Genomic DNA, 16394 nt, shown 5'->3' with positions numbered 1-16394 from the left:
TATTCGGCTTGATCCACAGCGTGGCACGGAATGTATTCCCGCGGATGGCGCGCGGCATCACCGCGCTCGTCTTGCTGGTCTTACCAGCGACAGCCGGCACCCGCGAGCTCAGGGTCTGCGCCGACCCGAACAACCTGCCCTTTTCCAACGCGGCCGGTCAGGGCTTCGAGAACAGGATCGCGGAAATCATCGCCGGCGATCTCGGCGCCAAGCTGACCTACACCTGGTGGGCGCAGCGCCGCGGCTTTATCCGCAACACGCTGAAGGCAGGTCGCTGCGATCTCGTGCCCGGCACGCCGGCCAATCTGGAGATGCTGCGCACCACCGCGCCCTACTATCGTTCGTCTTATGTTTTTGTGACCCGCCAGAGCGGCCCGGATGTGACCTCCTTCAATGATCCGCGGCTGCGCGACCTGCGGATCGGTGTTCAGCTCATCGGCGACGACGGCGCCAACTCGCCGCCTGTCCAGGCGCTCGGCCGCCGCGGCATCGTCGGGCATCTCGTCGGCTACCCTGTCTATGGCGATTACTCCGCTCCCAATCCTCCGGCGCGCATCGTCGAGGCGGTGGCGAGCGGCGAAATCGACCTCGCGGTGGTCTGGGGTCCGCTCGCGGGCTATTTCGCCCAGAAGCAGAGGGTACCCCTCCGGATCACCCCTGTCACGCCTCGCATCGACGGACCGCAACTGCCGCTGATGTATGACATCTCGATGGGTGTTCGGCGCGAGGATGATGCGCTGCGCGGCGATGTGAACAGCGCGCTTGCCAGACACAAGGCCGAGATCGATGCGGTTCTGGCGCAATACGGCGTACCGCGTCTGGACATGCCCGGGAGTCCGGTGCGATGAGGCTGGCTCTGGCGATGGTGCTGCCCTTGACGATGGCCCTGGCCGCCTGCCAGCGTGAGGAGCGCGACACGCGGCCGCAATCGGCGCTCGGCTCAGGCGAGCAGCCGGCGCCTGTGACCACGCTGGAGCCGGGCGGCCAGCGACCCTCACCTTCCGACAACAAGGCGGCGAGCTTCGAGGCCAACGCCTTCCACATGAGCGAGGGCAAACGCCTGTTCAGCTGGTTCAACTGCTCCGGCTGCCATGCCAATGGCGGCGGCGGCATGGGACCGGCCCTGATGGACGAGAAGTGGATCTATGGCAACTCGATGGAAAGCATTCATGCCACCATCCGCGACGGCCGGCCGAACGGCATGCCGAGCTTCCGCGACAAGATCCCCGACGACCAGATATGGGAGCTTGCTGCCTTCGTTCGGTCGCTGGGCGGCAATGCACCCTCGTCCGCTGCGCCATCGCGCAATGACGACATGATGGTGCATCCCTCGGAAAACCGAATGCCGGACGCCGCCACGCTGGGGAAGTCGCCGTGAAGCGCCTCGTCTCGATGGCGTTTGCCACCGCCAGCGCTCTATTGCTCCAGGGATGCGCAGGCTGGCAATCGGCTCTCGACCCGAAAGGTCCAGCGGCGAGCGAGCTGGCATGGCTGATCTGGTTTTTCACCGGCCTCTGCGCGGTGGTGTGGGTGCTGGTGATGATCTCGGTTGCCGCGCCGTTGATGATGCGGTCGCGCGCGCAGGCGGAACCGCTTGCGATCGACGTCGGCGCGGACGGCCGGAAGCTTCGCGTGGTTCTGATCGCCGTCGCGCTGACCGCGGTGATACTGGTCGGGCTGACCTTGCTGAGCTTCTTCGCCAACAGGACGCTCGCCGCGATCGGCTCGGATGCAGCGCTGACCATTCGGGTCACGGGGCATCAATGGTGGTGGGAGGTGCGCTATGAGGATGCCACGCCGGGCCGCATCCTGACGACCGCGAACGAGATCCATATCCCTGCCGGCGAGCCGGTGAGGCTTCTTCTGACCTCGACCGATGTCATCCATTCCTTCTGGATCCCGAGCCTTTCCGGCAAGCTCGACCTCATTCCGGGCCACATGAACGTGCTCGACATCAAGGCCGACAAGCCCGGCGTCTATCGAGGCCAATGCGCCGAGTTCTGTGGCGCGCAGCACGCCAACATGGGCACCTTCATCATCGCCGAAACGCGTGAAAAGTTCGACGCGTGGTGGAACGACCAGTTGCAGCCGGCCGCGGCGCCGACCGATGCCGAGGCGAAAGCCGGCCAAGATCTGTTTCTGAGGCGCCCCTGCGTGATGTGCCACAGAATAGGCGGCACGCCGGCGGGAGGAACGGTCGCTCCCGATCTGACCCATATAGCCAGCCGGCAAACCCTGGCCGCCGGAACATTGACGATGAGCCGCGGCAATCTCGCCGCCTGGATAGCCGACCCACAAGGTGTCAAGCCCGGATCCCATATGCCGGTGGTCGATCTTAGCGGCGACGAGCTCAACGCCATCGTGGCTTATCTCGAGGGTCTGAAATGAGCAGCGCCGATATCACAGGCGAGCGCGAAATCCCGGAGCCGGACACAGCGTCCAAGGGCGACATTGTTCCCGAACGCGACGGACCTCGCGACACCGGCATGGACGAAGCCAGCCTGCATCGCTGGCTGGCGCGGACATGGCGCACGCCTCCCGGCATCGTCGGGGCGCTGTCGAGCGTCGATCACAAGGTCATCGCACGGCGCTATCTGATCACCGCCTTCGTATTTCTGTGCCTGGGCGGGCTCAATGCCGTCGCCATGCGCATCCAGCTCTCAGGTCCACGGCGCGGCCTGATCGGGCCGGACCTCTACAACCAGCTGTTCACAATGCACGGCGTTACGATGATGTTTCTGTTCGCTGTGCCAATCGTGCAGGCGACCGGCATCTATCTCGTGCCGCTGATGGTCGGCACCCGCAACATCGCGTTCCCTCGCCTGATCGCCTTCAGCTACTGGATCTACGTTTCGGGTGGCGCTTTCGCCTGGGTGTCTTTCGCGCTCAACATGGCGCCCGATGTCGGCTGGTTTGCTTACGTGCCGCTGTCCGGTCCCGAATTCGCACCGGGCAAGCGCGCTGACGTGTGGGCGCAGATGATCACGTATACCGAAGTGTCGTCACTGGCCGTCGCGGTGGCGACCATCGTCACAGTGTTCAAGCAGCGAGCCCCCGGCATGTCGCTGGACAAGATCCCGCTCTTTGTCTGGGCGATGCTAGTCACTTCCTTCGTCGTCGTCTTCGCGATGCCGGCGGTGATGATCACCTCCACGTTCCTGATCCTGGACCGTCTGGTCGGCACGCACATCTTCAACCCGGCGGAAGGTGGGGATGCTCTGCTGTTCCAACATCTCTTCTGGTTCTTTGGCCATCCGGAAGTCTACATCATCTTCCTGCCGGCCACTGGCATGGTCTCTTCAATTATCCCCGCCTTCGCTAGGCGGCCGACCTTCGGACACCTCGGGCTTGTCCTGTCGCTGATCGCGGTCGGCTTCCTGTCGTTCGGCCTTTGGGTTCATCACATGTTCGCCACCGGCTTGCCCAAGCTTGGCGCCAGCTTCTTCACCGCATCCAGCATGATGATCGCCATTCCGAACGGCGTGCAGATCTTCTGCTGGCTCGCGACACTGTGGGATGGCCGGCCGGTGATCCGGACGCCAATGCTGTTCGTCTTCGGTTTCTTCTTCATCTTCGTGATCGGGGGCCTAACCGGCGTGATGCTCGCCTCGGTGCCCTTGGATCTTCAGGTCCACGATACTTATTTCGTCGTCGCGCATTTCCACTACGTGCTGATTGGCGGCTCGGTGTTTCCGCTGCTTGGCGCGGCTTATTTCTGGTTCCCGAAGATCAGCGGCCGCATGATGAGCGAACGCCTCGGCCGCTGGCATTTCTGGCTGGCGTTTATCGGCTTTAATGCCACCTTTTTCCCGATGCATCTCGTCGGGCTGTGGGGCATGCCGCGAAGGGTTTACACCTATCCGGCCGAACTTGGTTGGGGAAACATCAACCTTTTCATCTCGGCCGGGGCGGTGCTCTTCTTCCTGAGCTTCGTCCTGTTCACTTTCAACCTTGCGCATGGCGCGCTGAAGGGCGCACCGGCCGGAAACAATCCCTGGGATGCCGGCACGTTGGAATGGGCGACGTCTTCGCCGCCGCCAAGCTATAATTTCGCGCGCATTCCGATTGTCACGCATGTCGAGCCGCTCTGGGCCGAGCGCGAAGCGCTGCCCGTGGCGACCGGGTTGCGGGTCGATGCACGCGAGCTTCTCATTTCGACTGTTGCCGAAGCCCATCCAGACATTCGAGAGAAATCGGCGACGCCGTCGATCTGGCCGCTGCTTGCGGCGCTCTCCGTCGGCGGTACATTTGTCTATTCGATATTTACGCCATGGGCAGTTGTCTGGGGCGCCGCACCGATCGCCATCACTTTGGTCGGATGGTTTTGGCCCAAGGGCGATCCGGAGGACGAGGAATGAACCAGCGCCCCGCCGCCGATATTTCCGGCCTGCCGACCTTTGGACATGGTCCGCGCAGCCCGACGTGGTGGGGCACGCTAGGCTTCATGGCACTCGAAGGCACCGGCTTCGCGCTGGCGGCAGGCGCTTATCTCTATCTCGCGACCCTGTGGCCCAACTGGCGTCTAAGCGCTCCGCAGCCCAACCATTGGCCGGGGACGATCGTGACGCTGCTCCTCATCCTCAGCCTGGTGCCGAACCACATCCTCAAACGTTACGCGAAGCAATGCGCGATCGGGCCGGTGCGGATCGGCATGGTGGTGATGTCGCTGCTCGGTCTGGCTCCGCTTGTCGTGCGCTGGTTCGAGTTTCCGGCGCTGAACATCTATTGGGACACCAATGCTTATGGATCGATGCTCTGGGTCCTCCTCGGGCTGCACACCACGCATCTCATAACCGATGTCGGCGACACCATCGTGCTGGCTGTGCTGATGTTCACGCGCCATGGCTATAGCGGCCGTCGCTTCGGCGATGTCGGCGACAATGTCTTCTACTGGGACTTCGTGGTCCTGACCTGGATTCCGATCTACCTGCTCATCTATTGGCTGCCGAGGCTAGGCTGAAATGCGTGCATTGCGTGTGGGAACGTCCTGGGGTGGCCTTCTGTCGGGCCCGCTGGCCTGGGCACTCTCGACGCAACTGAATTACGCGCTGGTCCCCTGGCAGTGCAACCGCCAGGTGCCGGTAGTGCTTCCCTTGGCGCTGCTGCTCGTCTTGTTTTCTCTGCTCGGCGGGGCGCTGTCCTGGCGGGCGAAGCGCCGAGGCGGTGCCGCTTTCAAGCCGGAGCGTACGCGCGGCACCGAACGGTTTGTCGCCAATCTCGGCATGCTATCGGCGCTGCTGTTTGCACTTGTCATCGTCATGCAAGGCAGCGCCGCGCTCATCCTGGACGAGTGCCTGCGATGAACCTCGACGCGCTGTTCTCAACATCGATCTGCTATGGTGCCGGCGCGCCAGAAGCCGGATGGACGCTCGCACTGCCGATTACGCTGCCGCTTGCCGCCCTCGGTCTCGTCTATGTCGTGGGCGCGAGCCGGCTTTGGCGGCGCAGCCGCCGCGGCAGGACTTTGCGGCTGCGCCAGGCGCTGCTGTTCACGGCCGGATGGGGCGTGTTAACAGCCGCATTGGTCAGCCCCATTCACGCGCTCGGCGAGCAGGTGTTTGCGGCGCATATGATCGAGCATGAACTGCTGATGGCCCTGGCGGCGCCGCTGTTGGTCGCGGCCTGCCCGGCCGCGGCCTTGATGTGGGGCCTCCCCACCCGCTTCCGCCACGTTCTGGGAATTGCCGGGCACGCCGGATGGTTGCAGGCGGTCTGGGCTTTCGCAACCCGGCCGCTCAGCGCGTCCATTATTCACGGCGTCGCTATATGGATCTGGCACATTCCGACGGTGTTCGAGGCAGCGCTGGAGCGCGGCGTGCTGCACTATGCCCAGCACGCGAGCTTCCTTGGAACCGGCCTGCTGTTCTGGTGGGCGATCTTGCCGCGTTCCGGCCGTCAGCACAACTATGGGGGCGCGGTGATGCATCTCTTCGTCACCTCGCTGCACACTGGCCTGCTCGGCGTTCTCCTGTTGCTTTCGCCACGGCTCTGGTACCCGGAGAACGCCGTGGGGGCGGCGCTGTGGAATTTGAGCCCCCTCGAAGACCAGCAGCTTGCCGGGCTGGTGATGTGGGTGCCGGCCGGATTGATCTATGGCGGGGCGGCATTGCTGCTGGCCGGGCTGTGGATCAGGGCGAGCGGAAGGAGGGAGGCGGCGCATGCGCTCTGGCCTGTCTAGATTGCTTGCCACCGCCAGTGCCTTGCTGGTGCTGCTCACCGCGGCCGTTGCCGGGCTGACCTTGTGGTCCGATCGGGCCGCGCGCATCCGGCACGAGGCGGAGGCGGCTACAGGCGGTAACGTTGCGCGCGCTCTGCCGATCATGACCACGAACGGCTGCTCTGGCTGCCATAGGATTACGGGCGTGCCGGGCGCGCAGGGGCAAGTCGGTCCTCGCCTCGATTCCAGCCTCGCCGACCGTGTCATAATCGGCGGCGTCCTGACCAACAATCCAGAGAACCTGGTCCGCTGGATACGATCGGCCAGGGACATCAATCCGCACACGGCCATGCCATCGACCAGGATTACGGAGCAGCAGGCGCGCGATATCGCGGCCTACCTCTATGCTCTGAAGTGACTAACCTCCGGGGCGCCGTGACCACAGGCCGCGACCGGGGTCATAACCGAGCACGGCTGCCAGGAAGAATGCGAACAGGCAGAAGAGTACGACGAGGGCTGAACCGGCATCGAAGCGCAGATAAAGCGCAAAGCGGATCAACTCTACCGCCGAGCTGAACGGGTTCCAGGCGGCGATGGTTGCCAAGACCGGCCCCGCCTCGGCCAGACGCCATAGCGGATAGAGCGCTGTCGAGGCGAAGAACATTGGGAAGATTACGAAATTCATCACGCCGGCGAAGTTCTCCATCTGGGTCGAGACCGACGATACGAGCAATCCGAAGGCACCAAGCATCAGGCCGGACAGCAAAAGCGCTGGAAATACCGCCACGTAGCCGAGTGCAGGCGGCCGAACGTCCCAATAGCGCGCAATAACCAGAAACAGATAAACCAGCGGCAGGCCGACGACGACACTGGCCAGCAGCCGCGCCGCAAGCAGGTACCAGCGCGGCAACGGCGCCGTCAGCAACAGGCGCATACTGCCCATCTCGCGGTCGTAGACCATGGCCAGCGAGCTCGCCATGGCGTGGAAGAGCAGCATCATGGCCGCCAGGCCGGGCACGACATAGACATCGTAAAGCACGTAGGTCTGGTAGGGCGGCGTGATCGAGAGGCCCAGCACGGATCGGAAGCCGGCGGCGAAGATCGCTAGCCAGACCAGCGGCCGTACGATTGCCGAGAACAGACGACCGCGCTGCCTGAGCGTGCGCAGCGTTTCTCGCAGCACGATGCCCGTGAGTGCCCGCAACGCGTGATCCATCTTCATGGCTAGCCCGTCAGCGAGGCGAACGCCTCGGCCGTATTGGCCACTCCGACAGCGGCAGCGAGGCGGTCGGCGCGGCCGCCCCAACGCACCCTTCCCTCGTGCAGAACCACGACGCGGTCGGCCGAGCTCACTTCTTCGAGGAAGTGCGTGGCCCAAAGCACGGCAATGCCGCGGTCGCGGCAGAGGTCGCGCACATGCCGCTCGAGCGCGCCCCGGCCCGGCACATCAAGACCGGTGGTCGGCTCGTCGAGCAACAGAAGACGCGGCCGGTGCATCAACGCCCGTGCGATCTCGACACGCCGCCGCTGGCCGCCAGACAGAGCGCGAGCAGGATCGCCAATCCTGTCGGCCACTTCGAGCCGTCTGAGCTCCTCGACGGAACGCTCTTTGCTCAACGCCTTGGGAAGGCCATGCAGGGCAGCATGGTAGCGCAGGTTCTCGCCGGCTGTCAGGTCGAGGTCAAGCGTCGGCTGTTGGAAGACAACGCCCATTTCGGCAAGCGCAGTTGACGGGTTCGCGTTCATCGCGTGGCCGAAGACCAGGACCGACCCGGCGCGGGCGTGGTAGAGGCCGGTGATCAGCGAGAACAGTGTCGTCTTGCCGGCGCCGTTGCGTCCAAGCAGAATGCACATTCCGCCCTCCGGCACCGAAAACGAAACGTCATCCAGAACCCGCCGGCTTCCGAAACTGTGGCTAAGATGGTCGACCGACAAGGCGTTCATGGGCCGATCACCACGCCCCAGGGACCGCGTCCCACCGGCAGCGATTTCACCACTTCCCCGTTCTCGAGCTCAATGAAGGAGATGTCGCCTGAATTGCCGTTTGCGCTGACCAGACGCTTCTGGTCGGCGGAGAGCGCAACGTGCCATGGCCGTTGGCCAACCAGATAGAGCCGACGGACCGTCAGCGTCTTGACGTCCACTTCGGCCACCCTGTTGGCGGGTCCAAGCGCCACGTAGGCGGTTGCGCCCTCGCGGGAGATCTCCATCCCGACCGCCTGCACGCCTTCGCGTCGAATACCCGGCACGGCGAACTCGATCTTGCCAGTTTGCGCTCGAGTTACCGTGTCGAAAACGGTGACGGTGCCCCGAATCTCCGACGAGACCCACAACTGCTTGCCGTCTGGCGTGAACAAAGCCGCGCGCGGTCTGGTGTCGACCAGTAGATTGTCGACGAGTTCGAGGGTGGCTGCATCGATCAGATGGACCATGCTGGTGGTCTCCGACGTACAGGCGACATAGCGGCCATCAGCGCTGGCCGCCATCCCTTCCGGTTCCACGCCGACATCCACCGTGCCGATGACCTTGGCCGCGGCGATGTCCACCACCGACACCAGATTGTCGTTCTCGTTGGCAACGAACAGCCTCTTGCCGTCCGGATGGACCACGAAGAATTCCGGATCGGCTCCCGAGGGCAACTGCCCGACCACCAGACGTTTCGCGACGTCGACCACGTCGATGCGGTTGTCGTCACCTTCCGCGACGAACAGCAACTTGTTGTCGATCGAGAGCGCCAGTCCGCGCGGACGTCGGCCAACGTCGATCGTCGCCAGCAACGTCATCGTCGCGCCATCGACAACCGCGACGGCATTGTCCTGCTCATTGGACACATAGACGGTCTCGGCGGCGGCGGGAGCGGCAAGAGCGAGCGCCGCCAAAAGCAGCGCGATCAGAACTTGCATGTGCTCTCCTCCAGGTCGATGCCCAACGTGTCCAGCGGCGTGCGCTGGTGCAGGAAGCCCGGTTGGGGCGAGCTGGAAACCAGCAGGCGCGGCCCTGCGATCAAGATGGGCTGGCGCATCTGTCCGTCCCAGGCACGGAAACTGAGCCCCTGCCCCTTGAAGCCGGCGAGAAGAAACGCGTCGCCGCGTATATATTGCGCGATCGCCGCGGGATCGAGACTGTGCAGGCGCGTCGCTGCCTCGCCAATGCTGCGCATCGCGAGCCAGGCGGCATAGTCGCTGGGCAGCATCCAGCGCCCGGCCTGCCGGTGGAAACGATCCTGCAGTTGGGTTGCGCCCCACTCCTCGCTGACCGGGCTCCAGCCGGTGGCGACCAGCCCTTGGGTGCCGGCGACGATCCTCGGCAGAGCAGTGCGCTCCTCCAGATAGGCGCCGAACTCATCCGCCTCGTCGGCGACCACGAGAACATCATAGTCGCTCACCTGCGTGACCGCGGGTATTTCGGTCTGCAGCGTGACATGCCCGGTATCGGCACGTCCGTTGGCGGGCCTGAATGTCCACGGCTGATCGGTGGTAATCTCGGCTCCGAAGCGAGCCGCCGCCCGTCGAAAGGCGGCCGCCATCGCCTGGTCCCCGGGATGGGGCCCGACCAGCAGAAACCAGTGCTGCCAGCGTTTCCAGATCAGGTATTGCGCCAACGCATCGGCGAGCATGGCGCGGCTTGGTATCGTATGCAGCACGTTCCTGCGGCAATCGTCCTGGCGGAGCCGGTCATCCGGGGCGCGGCTGTTGAATAGCGTCATCCGCTCGGCGCCTGGGGCGGCGCTCGCCTGCAGCAACCGGTCCGCGTCGAGATCGGCGACGACGAAGCTGATGTCCGCGGCGGCGAACTCCTTGACGGCCTCGGCCGGAGCCTCGCCCGGCTTCAGGATCTTTTCCTGCAATCGGAATTGCTGGCCGAGAAACCGGCCGGTGCTGGCGTCGTCGGCAATGCCGAGCCGAGCGCCCTGCAGGCCTTCGTCGGTAACGGCCTCATCCAGCGGCCCGAGCGGCAGAGGCGATTTGCGCTGTTCACCGAGATAACCGATCATCATCGTCGGCGGCTCGGCAAGTGTCGGAGCGGCTAGGGCAAGGAGCATGAGAAAAGCCAGCGCGATCTTCATTCGCGTTGGCCTTCCCGTCCGCACGGTTGGTCCGGAATAGTCGTCAGGCCCCGAGCGACCGCGGCCTGCCGATCTCCCGGCACGACAAGGTGGTGGCTCGCCGTTGACACCATGGCCGCGAGAGGCCCGTCAAACGACTGCTCCTGGAGATTCGAAAGCAACACGAGCGCTCCGGTACTGCGGAGCAATACTAACCCCCTGGGCAAAGGAATGTTCCTGGATTCGAACGGCGCTCGTGCCGCGCCACGGCTTTGTGATAGCCGACCACTGGCTGAGCATCCCGCCCCACGGCACCCCGGCAGGCTCCGGGTTTAAGTCGATCCTCCGCCTGGCGGTGTCGCTATCGGCTCCACGCGCGTCAGAAAGGTCTCGGCGACTCGCGGAAGGTTGTCCTTCAGCCACTCGGCCATGGCTTGCTCTTTTGCGCAGGTTCTGTTCGCACACACGTGCAATCTCGCCGTCGCCCGCGGCATTGGAGGCGGGATGAGGATCGTATAGGACGCGATTTCCATAGGTTCGAACGTGAAGCTCGCCAGAGACCTTTCATGGCCTCGTCGCCGGCGAACACGCCGCTGATCGACTGCGCCGTGGCGGTCAAAGCGCAACTAGGATGTCTTGCCCGCCGAGGCTTCGACGTCCGAAAGCTTCTCGCGCACGAACGCGTCCTTCTTGTCGGCCGCAGACTAGACGAGAAAGCGAGTGACGCCGGCGGCCTTGGCCACGACTCCATCGAAAAGCTGCCGTCGTCTAGGATTCTTCCTCCGAAAGGCGCGAAGTCCGCTCGCGCACGGACTGCTCCGTCGCGTCGGCCGCAGACTTGACGATCCCGCCGAGTTGGTCGGCCAATGTGCCTGCGTCCTTGTCCTGCCGGCCAGCTTCGTGCTTGACCGTTTCATAGCCGTCGGCGGCAACCTGTTTGGCCTGCTCAAGGCCCTGGTTAAGCATGTCCTGAGAAGTGTTGCGAAGCTGTTCGCGATAGCCCCCTAGTTGCTCATCCTCCATTGCGGTGTGGGGCAGCATGGCACCTATCGCGGCGCCGATCGCGAGACCGACCGCCGCGATCGCCAAGGGCTGGTCATTCAGTAGCTCCTGAGCCGAGCGGCCGGCCTTCGCAGCCATGTCGCCAGTCGCGGATCCTGCACTCGCCGCGCTGCTCGTCAGCCCCTCGGCGGCGATCGATGCCGCGCTCGATAAGGTGTCGCCGACGCTACTTGCAGCCGAGGAGAGCGACGAGGCAGCGTCGGCGAGCGTACTGCCCGACTCTCCACCATCCGCATCGTCACGACGGCCGGGCGCCATAGCCGCCGCGTAACCGGCCGGGCGTCGGCCGCCGTTTGAAGGACCGCTGCCCAGCATGAGCCAAGCCAGGCCCGCACCTACCATCGTCACGGGCAAAGGATTGTCCCTGACCTGCGTTCTCAGGTTGTTGAGCATGGCCGAAGTCTCTCCGCCGGAGAAGATGCCGGTGAATTCGTCCAGCAATTGTCCCGGTGTCATTTTGCCTCGGATGGATTCGGCGGTTTCCACTACCCTGGCGCGCGCGGCCTCCGCCTCGCGTTCAAATTCGGCTGCGGATTTCTCGTTCATCTCACTTGTTCCTTGATCACATTCGCGTCGCGCCTGAGCTGTTCCTGGGTTCGGTCGGGAGTAAGTTCGGAAGGCGCCATGCTTGCCATTCCGGTCCGCAGCAGGATGATGCCAAGAATTGCCACGACCACACCGACCAACAGGGAGGACCACCCGGCGCCCAGCCCTGCCCGTGTCAGAGCGATGACGAGTGCCTGCAGCAGCACCAGTAAGGCCGCGAGCAGGCAGATCGCGCCGCCCAGCACCTCGGCGGCGCCCGATCCCGCTTTGGTAAGCTTTTCGGACAGCTCTGCCCGCAAAAGTCGGGCTTCGGTTTGCACCAGCGTGGTGGCGTGCTGGGCCAGGTCGGTTACCAGGGTCGCGAGGCTGGGATTGTCTTGCGTGTTCATCTGTCTTGCTCCGCATGCTGCGTGGCGACATCATCGCCGATACGGTCGAATCCCCACGAGCCGTCAGCCCGTTCAGCCGGTTGAGCAGTCTGCGAGTTGGCGTCTTCCGAAGCATTCTGAGATGCTTGACGGCTTGCCGGTGGAGAAGCCTTGATGAACCGGCCGAGCGCCAGTCCGGCCAGCACCGATCCAGCAAGGAGGACACCGGGATTTTGTCGGCCAAAAGACTGCATGTCCTCAAGCACCTGTCCGAACGGCTTTTGTTTCAGTGACGAGGAAAGCCGCTCCAGGCCACCGGCGGCGTCCAGCGCAAATTTCGATGCGGTCCTTTCGTCGTTGTTGGCCAGGTGATCGCTGGCCGCGCGCAGTGCGCCGCCCAGTGCCGCCAGGCTCGATCCGACGTCGCGCTGCGCCTCCTCCGCCTTGTCGGAAATGACCTGCGTGGCTTCTGTTGCGTACTCGCCAGCCTTGCTGGTCAGTTCGTCGCGAGCATCGTGAAGCAACTCGTTCGCGCGTTCTTTTTCCTGACGAAGCCTGTCGGAAACATCACGTTTCGCCTGGTCGAAATCAGAGGGTTTACGGCCCTGGCCGTCATCACTTTGCATGGTCACCACCTAGCGAAAACCGAGGAAAGAGAGGACAGCAAGCACGACAACGACGAGGCCGATAAGATAGATAACACTGTTCATGGCACGTTCCTCCTTGGCTGCCCAACTTCGAGAAACGTTGGATGTTCCATGAACGAAAGGTTTTGCGATCGAGCCGTGGTGCGTGTGCTTCGTCAGCAAAACACGTCAGGAATGGCCTGCCCGGCCCCGGCGTGTTCGATGCCTTTGTTCGACATTCGACAGGGATGCAACGATATGCCGGGCTGGGGTAATCAGCGATGGCCGTCGCCTGGCGCCAAACCAGCAGCGCGACCTCTGCCGCTATCCCTGTTTCAACAGCCTAACGCGCCGGAGAGCCTGGCTGTTGCCTTCTGTCGGCAGGAAGAGGGACCACATTATCTTGCCCTGTCCCAGCGTCTCCGACCGGATTTGGTCCGGCCTGCTCAAAGCCGGCGCCATTATATGATTGCAGGTCTGCGACTCCAGCTGCCTTCAAGGCGGCGCGCACCTGAAACAGCCGGATGAGTTCCGGTCGCAACCCGTCGCTTCTCCGGGCAGCGATCGCATGCAATGACATGAAATTGTACATATAACTGGCCTTCCACTGCAAAGCTGGGCGATCAGCTCCTTCGTCCAGCGACCGCCTTCGCTGGTCTTGCGGCCTTGAAATCAATGGATACGGCTATGTTGCCGCTGCCGTCGCGAACTCGCACCGCCCAACCGTTCCGAGCGGCCGCGATGCCGAACAGCGCACTGGACCATCATCTGCCGAGCGACCAGCGCGGCTTCAGCGAGCGGCAGTTGCCGGTCGGACAAGTCCGCGGTGGTGGCGATCTTTTGGCCGCCTTCGCCGAGAAACTCGACCACGAGATTCTCCGGCCCGCTATGTACGGCTGTATCGAGCACCTGCATCTTCGCCTCATCGTTTGCGTGTGATCAAAACAAAAGCTGCCCCGGTCCGAAAGTTCCTCCGAGCAGGAATGTTTCCGCGGGGGATTTTCCTGGAACACACCGAACCGTGCTTGAGAGATGGCGCTTGGCCAAGATACTGTTCATCGCGCCAACCCGAATGTCAGGACGATAATGAGCCAAAGGTTTCCCGTGACGCTGTCCAGCCACGCGCGGCGCTGGGCCGTTGAACTCACCGAACAGAAAAGCGTCACCGGGACGGACGGCGAGGCCGCTTTCGGCCCGTGGTTGGCGGGCGAACTGCGACGGGAGACAGCATTCCGGAACGCCGAGGTGTGGACGATCGAGATCGGACCTCGGGACGGCCGTCACTGCGTGGCGATGCTGCTTCGCGGCACAGGACGCTCAACGGTGCTTTTGACAGGTCACTACGACACCGTTGGAACCAGCGACTATAGGCACTTGGAGCATCTGGCCACTCGGCCAGAGGCCCTGACACGAGCACTTCGCGATTGCCTCGTCGCAGCCGAGGCTCCAGCCGCCAGATTGGCCCATCACGATCTCGCGGGCGGCGATTTCCTGGCCGGACGTGGCCTTCTCGACATGAAGGCCGGCCTTGCGGCGGGCCTATCCGTATGCGCCGATTTCGCCGGAGAGGCGAAGCCGTCTGGAAACCTGCTTTTTATCGCCGTGCCGGACGAGGAGAACAATTCCGCCGGTGCCCGCAAGGCGGCACGGATGCTGCCCGAAATCTGCGAAGAGCGCGACCTCGATCTGATCGCGGCAATCAATCTCGACGCGATCGCTGATGACGGCGACGGCAGCAAGGGGCGCGTGATCGCCCTGGGAACAGTGGGCAAGCTGCTTCCCACCGCCTTTGTCGTTGGCGTTCCCACACATAGCGGTTTTCCCCTGAATGGCCTCAACGCGGCGGCCATCGCCGCCGCAATCGCTGCTCGGCTGGAATGGGCGCCCGAACTCACCGAAGAGGGTGGATCGGCACCAGGCACGCCGCCCAGCCTGCTTGGGATACGGGACGGAAAGACCGGATACGATGTCACCACGCCGCGGGTGGCCTATGCCAGCTTCAATGTGCTGAGCTATCGCCGGACACCCACTGAGGTGCTCGACCGGTTCGACAAATTATGCGCCGAAGCTGCCTCGCGCCTTCTCCAGGAACTGCAGAGCCGCGTCAGTGCAACGACAGGCCAGGTCGACACGGCAAGGTCTGTTCCGGTCCACCGGTACGAGACTTTGATAGAGCGTCTGGGCCAGCCGGAGCGGGCGCAACTCGAAGCTGTTGCCGCCTCGATTGCTGCCGGCGATCTCGCGCTGCCTGAGAAATGCCGATTGATAACGGAGCAGGCTTGGGAACTCAGCCGGTTGACCGGGCCGGCCATCGTTACAGGCTTCGGGTCAATCCCTTATCTGCCGACGAACCTTTCCGAACTGCCGGCCGCCGCCCGGTTGCGAGCCGCCGCCGTCACCGTCGCCGCCGAGGCGATGGCGCGCCACGGCAGCGCGGTCGGTTGCGCGGACTATTTCGCCGGCATCTCCGACATGAGCTTCCTTGGCGAAGCCGAGGAAGCCTCTCTCGACATCGTTGCCCGCAACACACCGGCCTGGAAGGACAGCGTGCGATGGCCACCGCGGCGAGCCCTGGCCAACATTCCGACGATCAATATCGGTCCCTGGGGACGAGACTATCACACGCCGCTCGAGCGACTGCATGTCGGGTATGCGTTCGAGGTCCTGCCACAGCTCCTTCGCGACATTTGCCGCAAGCTCCTTGGATAGGACGCGGCGTGCAGAATGGCAGTGATCATGCAACCTTTGAAAACAGAGCGACGTCGCATCTGGCCAAGCCGTAACGCCACCGGTGATCGGTTGCGGCAACCCGGCTCTGGTAGAACAGTGAAAGCTGGCTGCCTTCGATCATCACCGTCGAGTGACCATTCTCTCCCGGCTGCCCCGGTTCGAGCACCGGGCCGATGGAGACGTAGGGTCCGCTGACCTCGTCCGCGATGGCAAAAAACACCCGTTGCCGGTTCCCCCGAAGGCCATTCGGAAGAAAGCAAGTTGCGTTGAGCAGCACTCGGCCATCCGGCAACTCGACCAATTGTGCGCCTTCTATGCCCCATTCGTAGTCCGGATCCTCTCTCGTATTGTGATGAGGAACATCGTTGTGGTCCAGGATCTTGCCGATCCGCTTCCAGGGACCGAACCAGGAATCGGATTGGCTGCGCGCCAGATAGATGTCGGGCTGAGGCACCCTGGTGAACTTCGGCATGGCCGAATAGGCGAGGTAGCGCTTGCCGCCAATGACCGCTGGATGCGGATCGTAGATACCATCCTCCTCCGTGTCCGGGATGGCAAGGATGGCCGGGCTGAGAACCACCCAATGGAACCCGTCGTTGGAAACCGCGTGCTCGCAACGGCCACCAGACTTCATGAACTCGGTCTGAATAAACATGTGGAACACGCCGCTTTCGTGGATCACACCGGGAGCCGCGACACCAGTGCCGTTGATCGGAAGTTCGATCGGCTCATGCTCGGTCCACGGGCCATAGAGGTCGGGCGCCGTGGCATGCAGGATTCTCCACGTCTCGGTGGTGACCGTGCCGCTTGAACCGAAGACGTGCCACACACTGCCATCGAAGACAGGGCACGGGTCCTTG

At 63.5% G+C, this 16394-nt stretch carries 18 protein-coding genes and 1 pseudogene; 10 read left to right on the top strand and 9 right to left on the bottom strand.

Annotated features, from left to right (window positions below):
• Positions 1–44 precede the first annotated feature (44 nt).
• From X743_RS145310 to X743_RS145345, 8 genes are read left to right on the top strand one after another with little or no spacing between them, the layout of a single operon-like run.
• On the top strand, positions 45–848 hold the full coding sequence (locus tag X743_RS145310) for a substrate-binding domain-containing protein (RefSeq protein WP_023767860.1): 804 nt from the start codon (positions 45–47) through the stop codon (positions 846–848).
• Complete coding sequence (locus X743_RS145315; RefSeq protein WP_023767859.1) at positions 845–1378, top strand: c-type cytochrome; 534 nt, start codon at positions 845–847, stop codon at positions 1376–1378. The genes X743_RS145310 and X743_RS145315 overlap by 4 nt, the downstream gene beginning before the upstream one ends.
• Entirely contained in the window at positions 1375–2388 is a 1014-nt protein-coding gene (gene coxB, locus X743_RS145320) for a cytochrome c oxidase subunit II (RefSeq protein ID WP_023767858.1), read from the top strand. Before X743_RS145315 ends, coxB begins: the two co-directional genes overlap by 4 nt.
• A complete protein-coding gene (gene ctaD / locus X743_RS145325) occupies positions 2385–4358 on the top strand; it encodes a cytochrome c oxidase subunit I (RefSeq protein WP_023767857.1) in 1974 nt (657 codons plus the stop codon). Before coxB ends, ctaD begins: the two co-directional genes overlap by 4 nt.
• Entirely contained in the window at positions 4355–4960 is a 606-nt protein-coding gene (locus X743_RS145330) for a cytochrome c oxidase subunit 3 (RefSeq protein ID WP_023767856.1), read from the top strand. The genes ctaD and X743_RS145330 overlap by 4 nt, the downstream gene beginning before the upstream one ends.
• A 1-nt stretch (position 4961) precedes the next feature.
• Complete coding sequence (locus tag X743_RS145335) at positions 4962–5303, top strand: hypothetical protein (RefSeq protein WP_031258224.1); 342 nt, start codon at positions 4962–4964, stop codon at positions 5301–5303.
• Entirely contained in the window at positions 5300–6178 is an 879-nt protein-coding gene (locus X743_RS145340; RefSeq protein ID WP_023767854.1) for a cytochrome c oxidase assembly protein, read from the top strand. The genes X743_RS145335 and X743_RS145340 overlap by 4 nt, the downstream gene beginning before the upstream one ends.
• Positions 6159–6575: a cytochrome c gene (locus X743_RS145345; RefSeq protein ID WP_031258222.1), complete on the top strand. Its 417-nt coding sequence runs from the start codon at positions 6159–6161 to the stop codon at positions 6573–6575. Before X743_RS145340 ends, X743_RS145345 begins: the two co-directional genes overlap by 20 nt.
• On the opposite strand, the gene X743_RS145350 is transcribed toward X743_RS145345, so the two are convergent.
• The 8 genes and pseudogenes from X743_RS145350 to X743_RS145380 all read right to left on the bottom strand — a co-directional run bounded on the left by X743_RS145350 (position 6576) and on the right by X743_RS145380 (position 12804).
• The gene (locus tag X743_RS145350; protein WP_023767852.1) at positions 6576–7379 is read right to left on the bottom strand and encodes an ABC transporter permease; all 804 of its coding nucleotides are present in this window, start codon (positions 7377–7379) and stop codon (positions 6576–6578) included. It lies immediately after the preceding gene.
• Positions 7380–7381: 2 nt separating this feature from the next.
• Positions 7382–8101, bottom strand: coding sequence for an ABC transporter ATP-binding protein (locus X743_RS145355; RefSeq protein ID WP_023767851.1), 720 nt, complete (start codon positions 8099–8101; stop codon positions 7382–7384).
• Positions 8098–9060: a PQQ-dependent catabolism-associated beta-propeller protein gene (locus X743_RS145360; RefSeq protein WP_023767850.1), complete on the bottom strand. Its 963-nt coding sequence runs from the start codon at positions 9058–9060 to the stop codon at positions 8098–8100. Before X743_RS145360 ends, X743_RS145355 begins: the two co-directional genes overlap by 4 nt.
• The gene (locus X743_RS145365; protein WP_023767849.1) at positions 9048–10223 is read right to left on the bottom strand and encodes an ABC transporter substrate-binding protein; all 1176 of its coding nucleotides are present in this window, start codon (positions 10221–10223) and stop codon (positions 9048–9050) included. The genes X743_RS145360 and X743_RS145365 overlap by 13 nt, the downstream gene beginning before the upstream one ends.
• A gap of 311 nt (positions 10224–10534) precedes the next feature.
• Positions 10535–10806: pseudogene (locus tag X743_RS1000000174150) on the bottom strand (DUF892 family protein); the annotation flags it as partial.
• Positions 10807–10970: 164 nt separating this feature from the next.
• Entirely contained in the window at positions 10971–11810 is an 840-nt protein-coding gene (locus tag X743_RS145370; RefSeq protein ID WP_023767848.1) for a hypothetical protein, read from the bottom strand.
• On the bottom strand, positions 11807–12199 hold the full coding sequence (locus X743_RS145375) for a phage holin family protein (protein WP_023767847.1): 393 nt from the start codon (positions 12197–12199) through the stop codon (positions 11807–11809). Before X743_RS145375 ends, X743_RS145370 begins: the two co-directional genes overlap by 4 nt.
• Entirely contained in the window at positions 12196–12804 is a 609-nt protein-coding gene (locus X743_RS145380) for a DUF1206 domain-containing protein (RefSeq protein WP_023767846.1), read from the bottom strand. Before X743_RS145380 ends, X743_RS145375 begins: the two co-directional genes overlap by 4 nt.
• A 687-nt stretch (positions 12805–13491) precedes the next feature.
• On the opposite strand from X743_RS145380, the gene X743_RS145385 reads away from it, so the two are divergent.
• On the top strand, positions 13492–13743 hold the full coding sequence (locus X743_RS145385; protein ID WP_023767844.1) for a hypothetical protein: 252 nt from the start codon (positions 13492–13494) through the stop codon (positions 13741–13743).
• Positions 13744–13890: 147 nt separating this feature from the next.
• Positions 13891–15513: a M20/M25/M40 family metallo-hydrolase gene (locus tag X743_RS145390; protein WP_051508594.1), complete on the top strand. Its 1623-nt coding sequence runs from the start codon at positions 13891–13893 to the stop codon at positions 15511–15513.
• Positions 15514–15538: 25 nt separating this feature from the next.
• On the opposite strand, the gene X743_RS145395 is transcribed toward X743_RS145390, so the two are convergent.
• On the bottom strand, positions 15539–16394 hold an 856-nt coding region (locus tag X743_RS145395), incomplete at its 5' end, for a hypothetical protein (protein ID WP_023767842.1).

It is taken from the genome of Mesorhizobium sp. LNHC232B00 (genome assembly GCF_000502435.1).
Lineage (GTDB): Bacteria > Pseudomonadota > Alphaproteobacteria > Rhizobiales > Rhizobiaceae > Mesorhizobium > Mesorhizobium opportunistum.
This window is presented reverse-complemented; position numbering and strand designations above follow the sequence as displayed.

Coding starts and splice junctions, on each gene's coding strand:
- X743_RS145330 (WP_023767856.1), top strand. CDS start 4,355: ATGAACCAGCGCCCCGCCGCCGATATTTCCGGCCTGCCGACCTTTGGA.
- X743_RS145310 (WP_023767860.1), top strand. CDS start 45: ATGGCGCGCGGCATCACCGCGCTCGTCTTGCTGGTCTTACCAGCGACA.
- X743_RS145370 (WP_023767848.1), bottom strand. CDS start 11,810: ATGAACGAGAAATCCGCAGCCGAATTTGAACGCGAGGCGGAGGCCGCG.
- X743_RS145385 (WP_023767844.1), top strand. CDS start 13,492: ATGTTGCCGCTGCCGTCGCGAACTCGCACCGCCCAACCGTTCCGAGCG.
- X743_RS145345 (WP_031258222.1), top strand. CDS start 6,159: ATGCGCTCTGGCCTGTCTAGATTGCTTGCCACCGCCAGTGCCTTGCTG.
- X743_RS145360 (WP_023767850.1), bottom strand. CDS start 9,060: ATGCAAGTTCTGATCGCGCTGCTTTTGGCGGCGCTCGCTCTTGCCGCT.
- X743_RS145380 (WP_023767846.1), bottom strand. CDS start 12,804: ATGCAAAGTGATGACGGCCAGGGCCGTAAACCCTCTGATTTCGACCAG.
- X743_RS145365 (WP_023767849.1), bottom strand. CDS start 10,223: ATGAAGATCGCGCTGGCTTTTCTCATGCTCCTTGCCCTAGCCGCTCCG.
- X743_RS145390 (WP_051508594.1), top strand. CDS start 13,891: ATGAGCCAAAGGTTTCCCGTGACGCTGTCCAGCCACGCGCGGCGCTGG.
- X743_RS145335 (WP_031258224.1), top strand. CDS start 4,962: ATGCGTGCATTGCGTGTGGGAACGTCCTGGGGTGGCCTTCTGTCGGGC.
- X743_RS145350 (WP_023767852.1), bottom strand. CDS start 7,379: ATGAAGATGGATCACGCGTTGCGGGCACTCACGGGCATCGTGCTGCGA.
- X743_RS145355 (WP_023767851.1), bottom strand. CDS start 8,101: ATGAACGCCTTGTCGGTCGACCATCTTAGCCACAGTTTCGGAAGCCGG.
- X743_RS145315 (WP_023767859.1), top strand. CDS start 845: ATGAGGCTGGCTCTGGCGATGGTGCTGCCCTTGACGATGGCCCTGGCC.
- X743_RS145375 (WP_023767847.1), bottom strand. CDS start 12,199: ATGAACACGCAAGACAATCCCAGCCTCGCGACCCTGGTAACCGACCTG.
- ctaD (WP_023767857.1), top strand. CDS start 2,385: ATGAGCAGCGCCGATATCACAGGCGAGCGCGAAATCCCGGAGCCGGAC.
- X743_RS145340 (WP_023767854.1), top strand. CDS start 5,300: ATGAACCTCGACGCGCTGTTCTCAACATCGATCTGCTATGGTGCCGGC.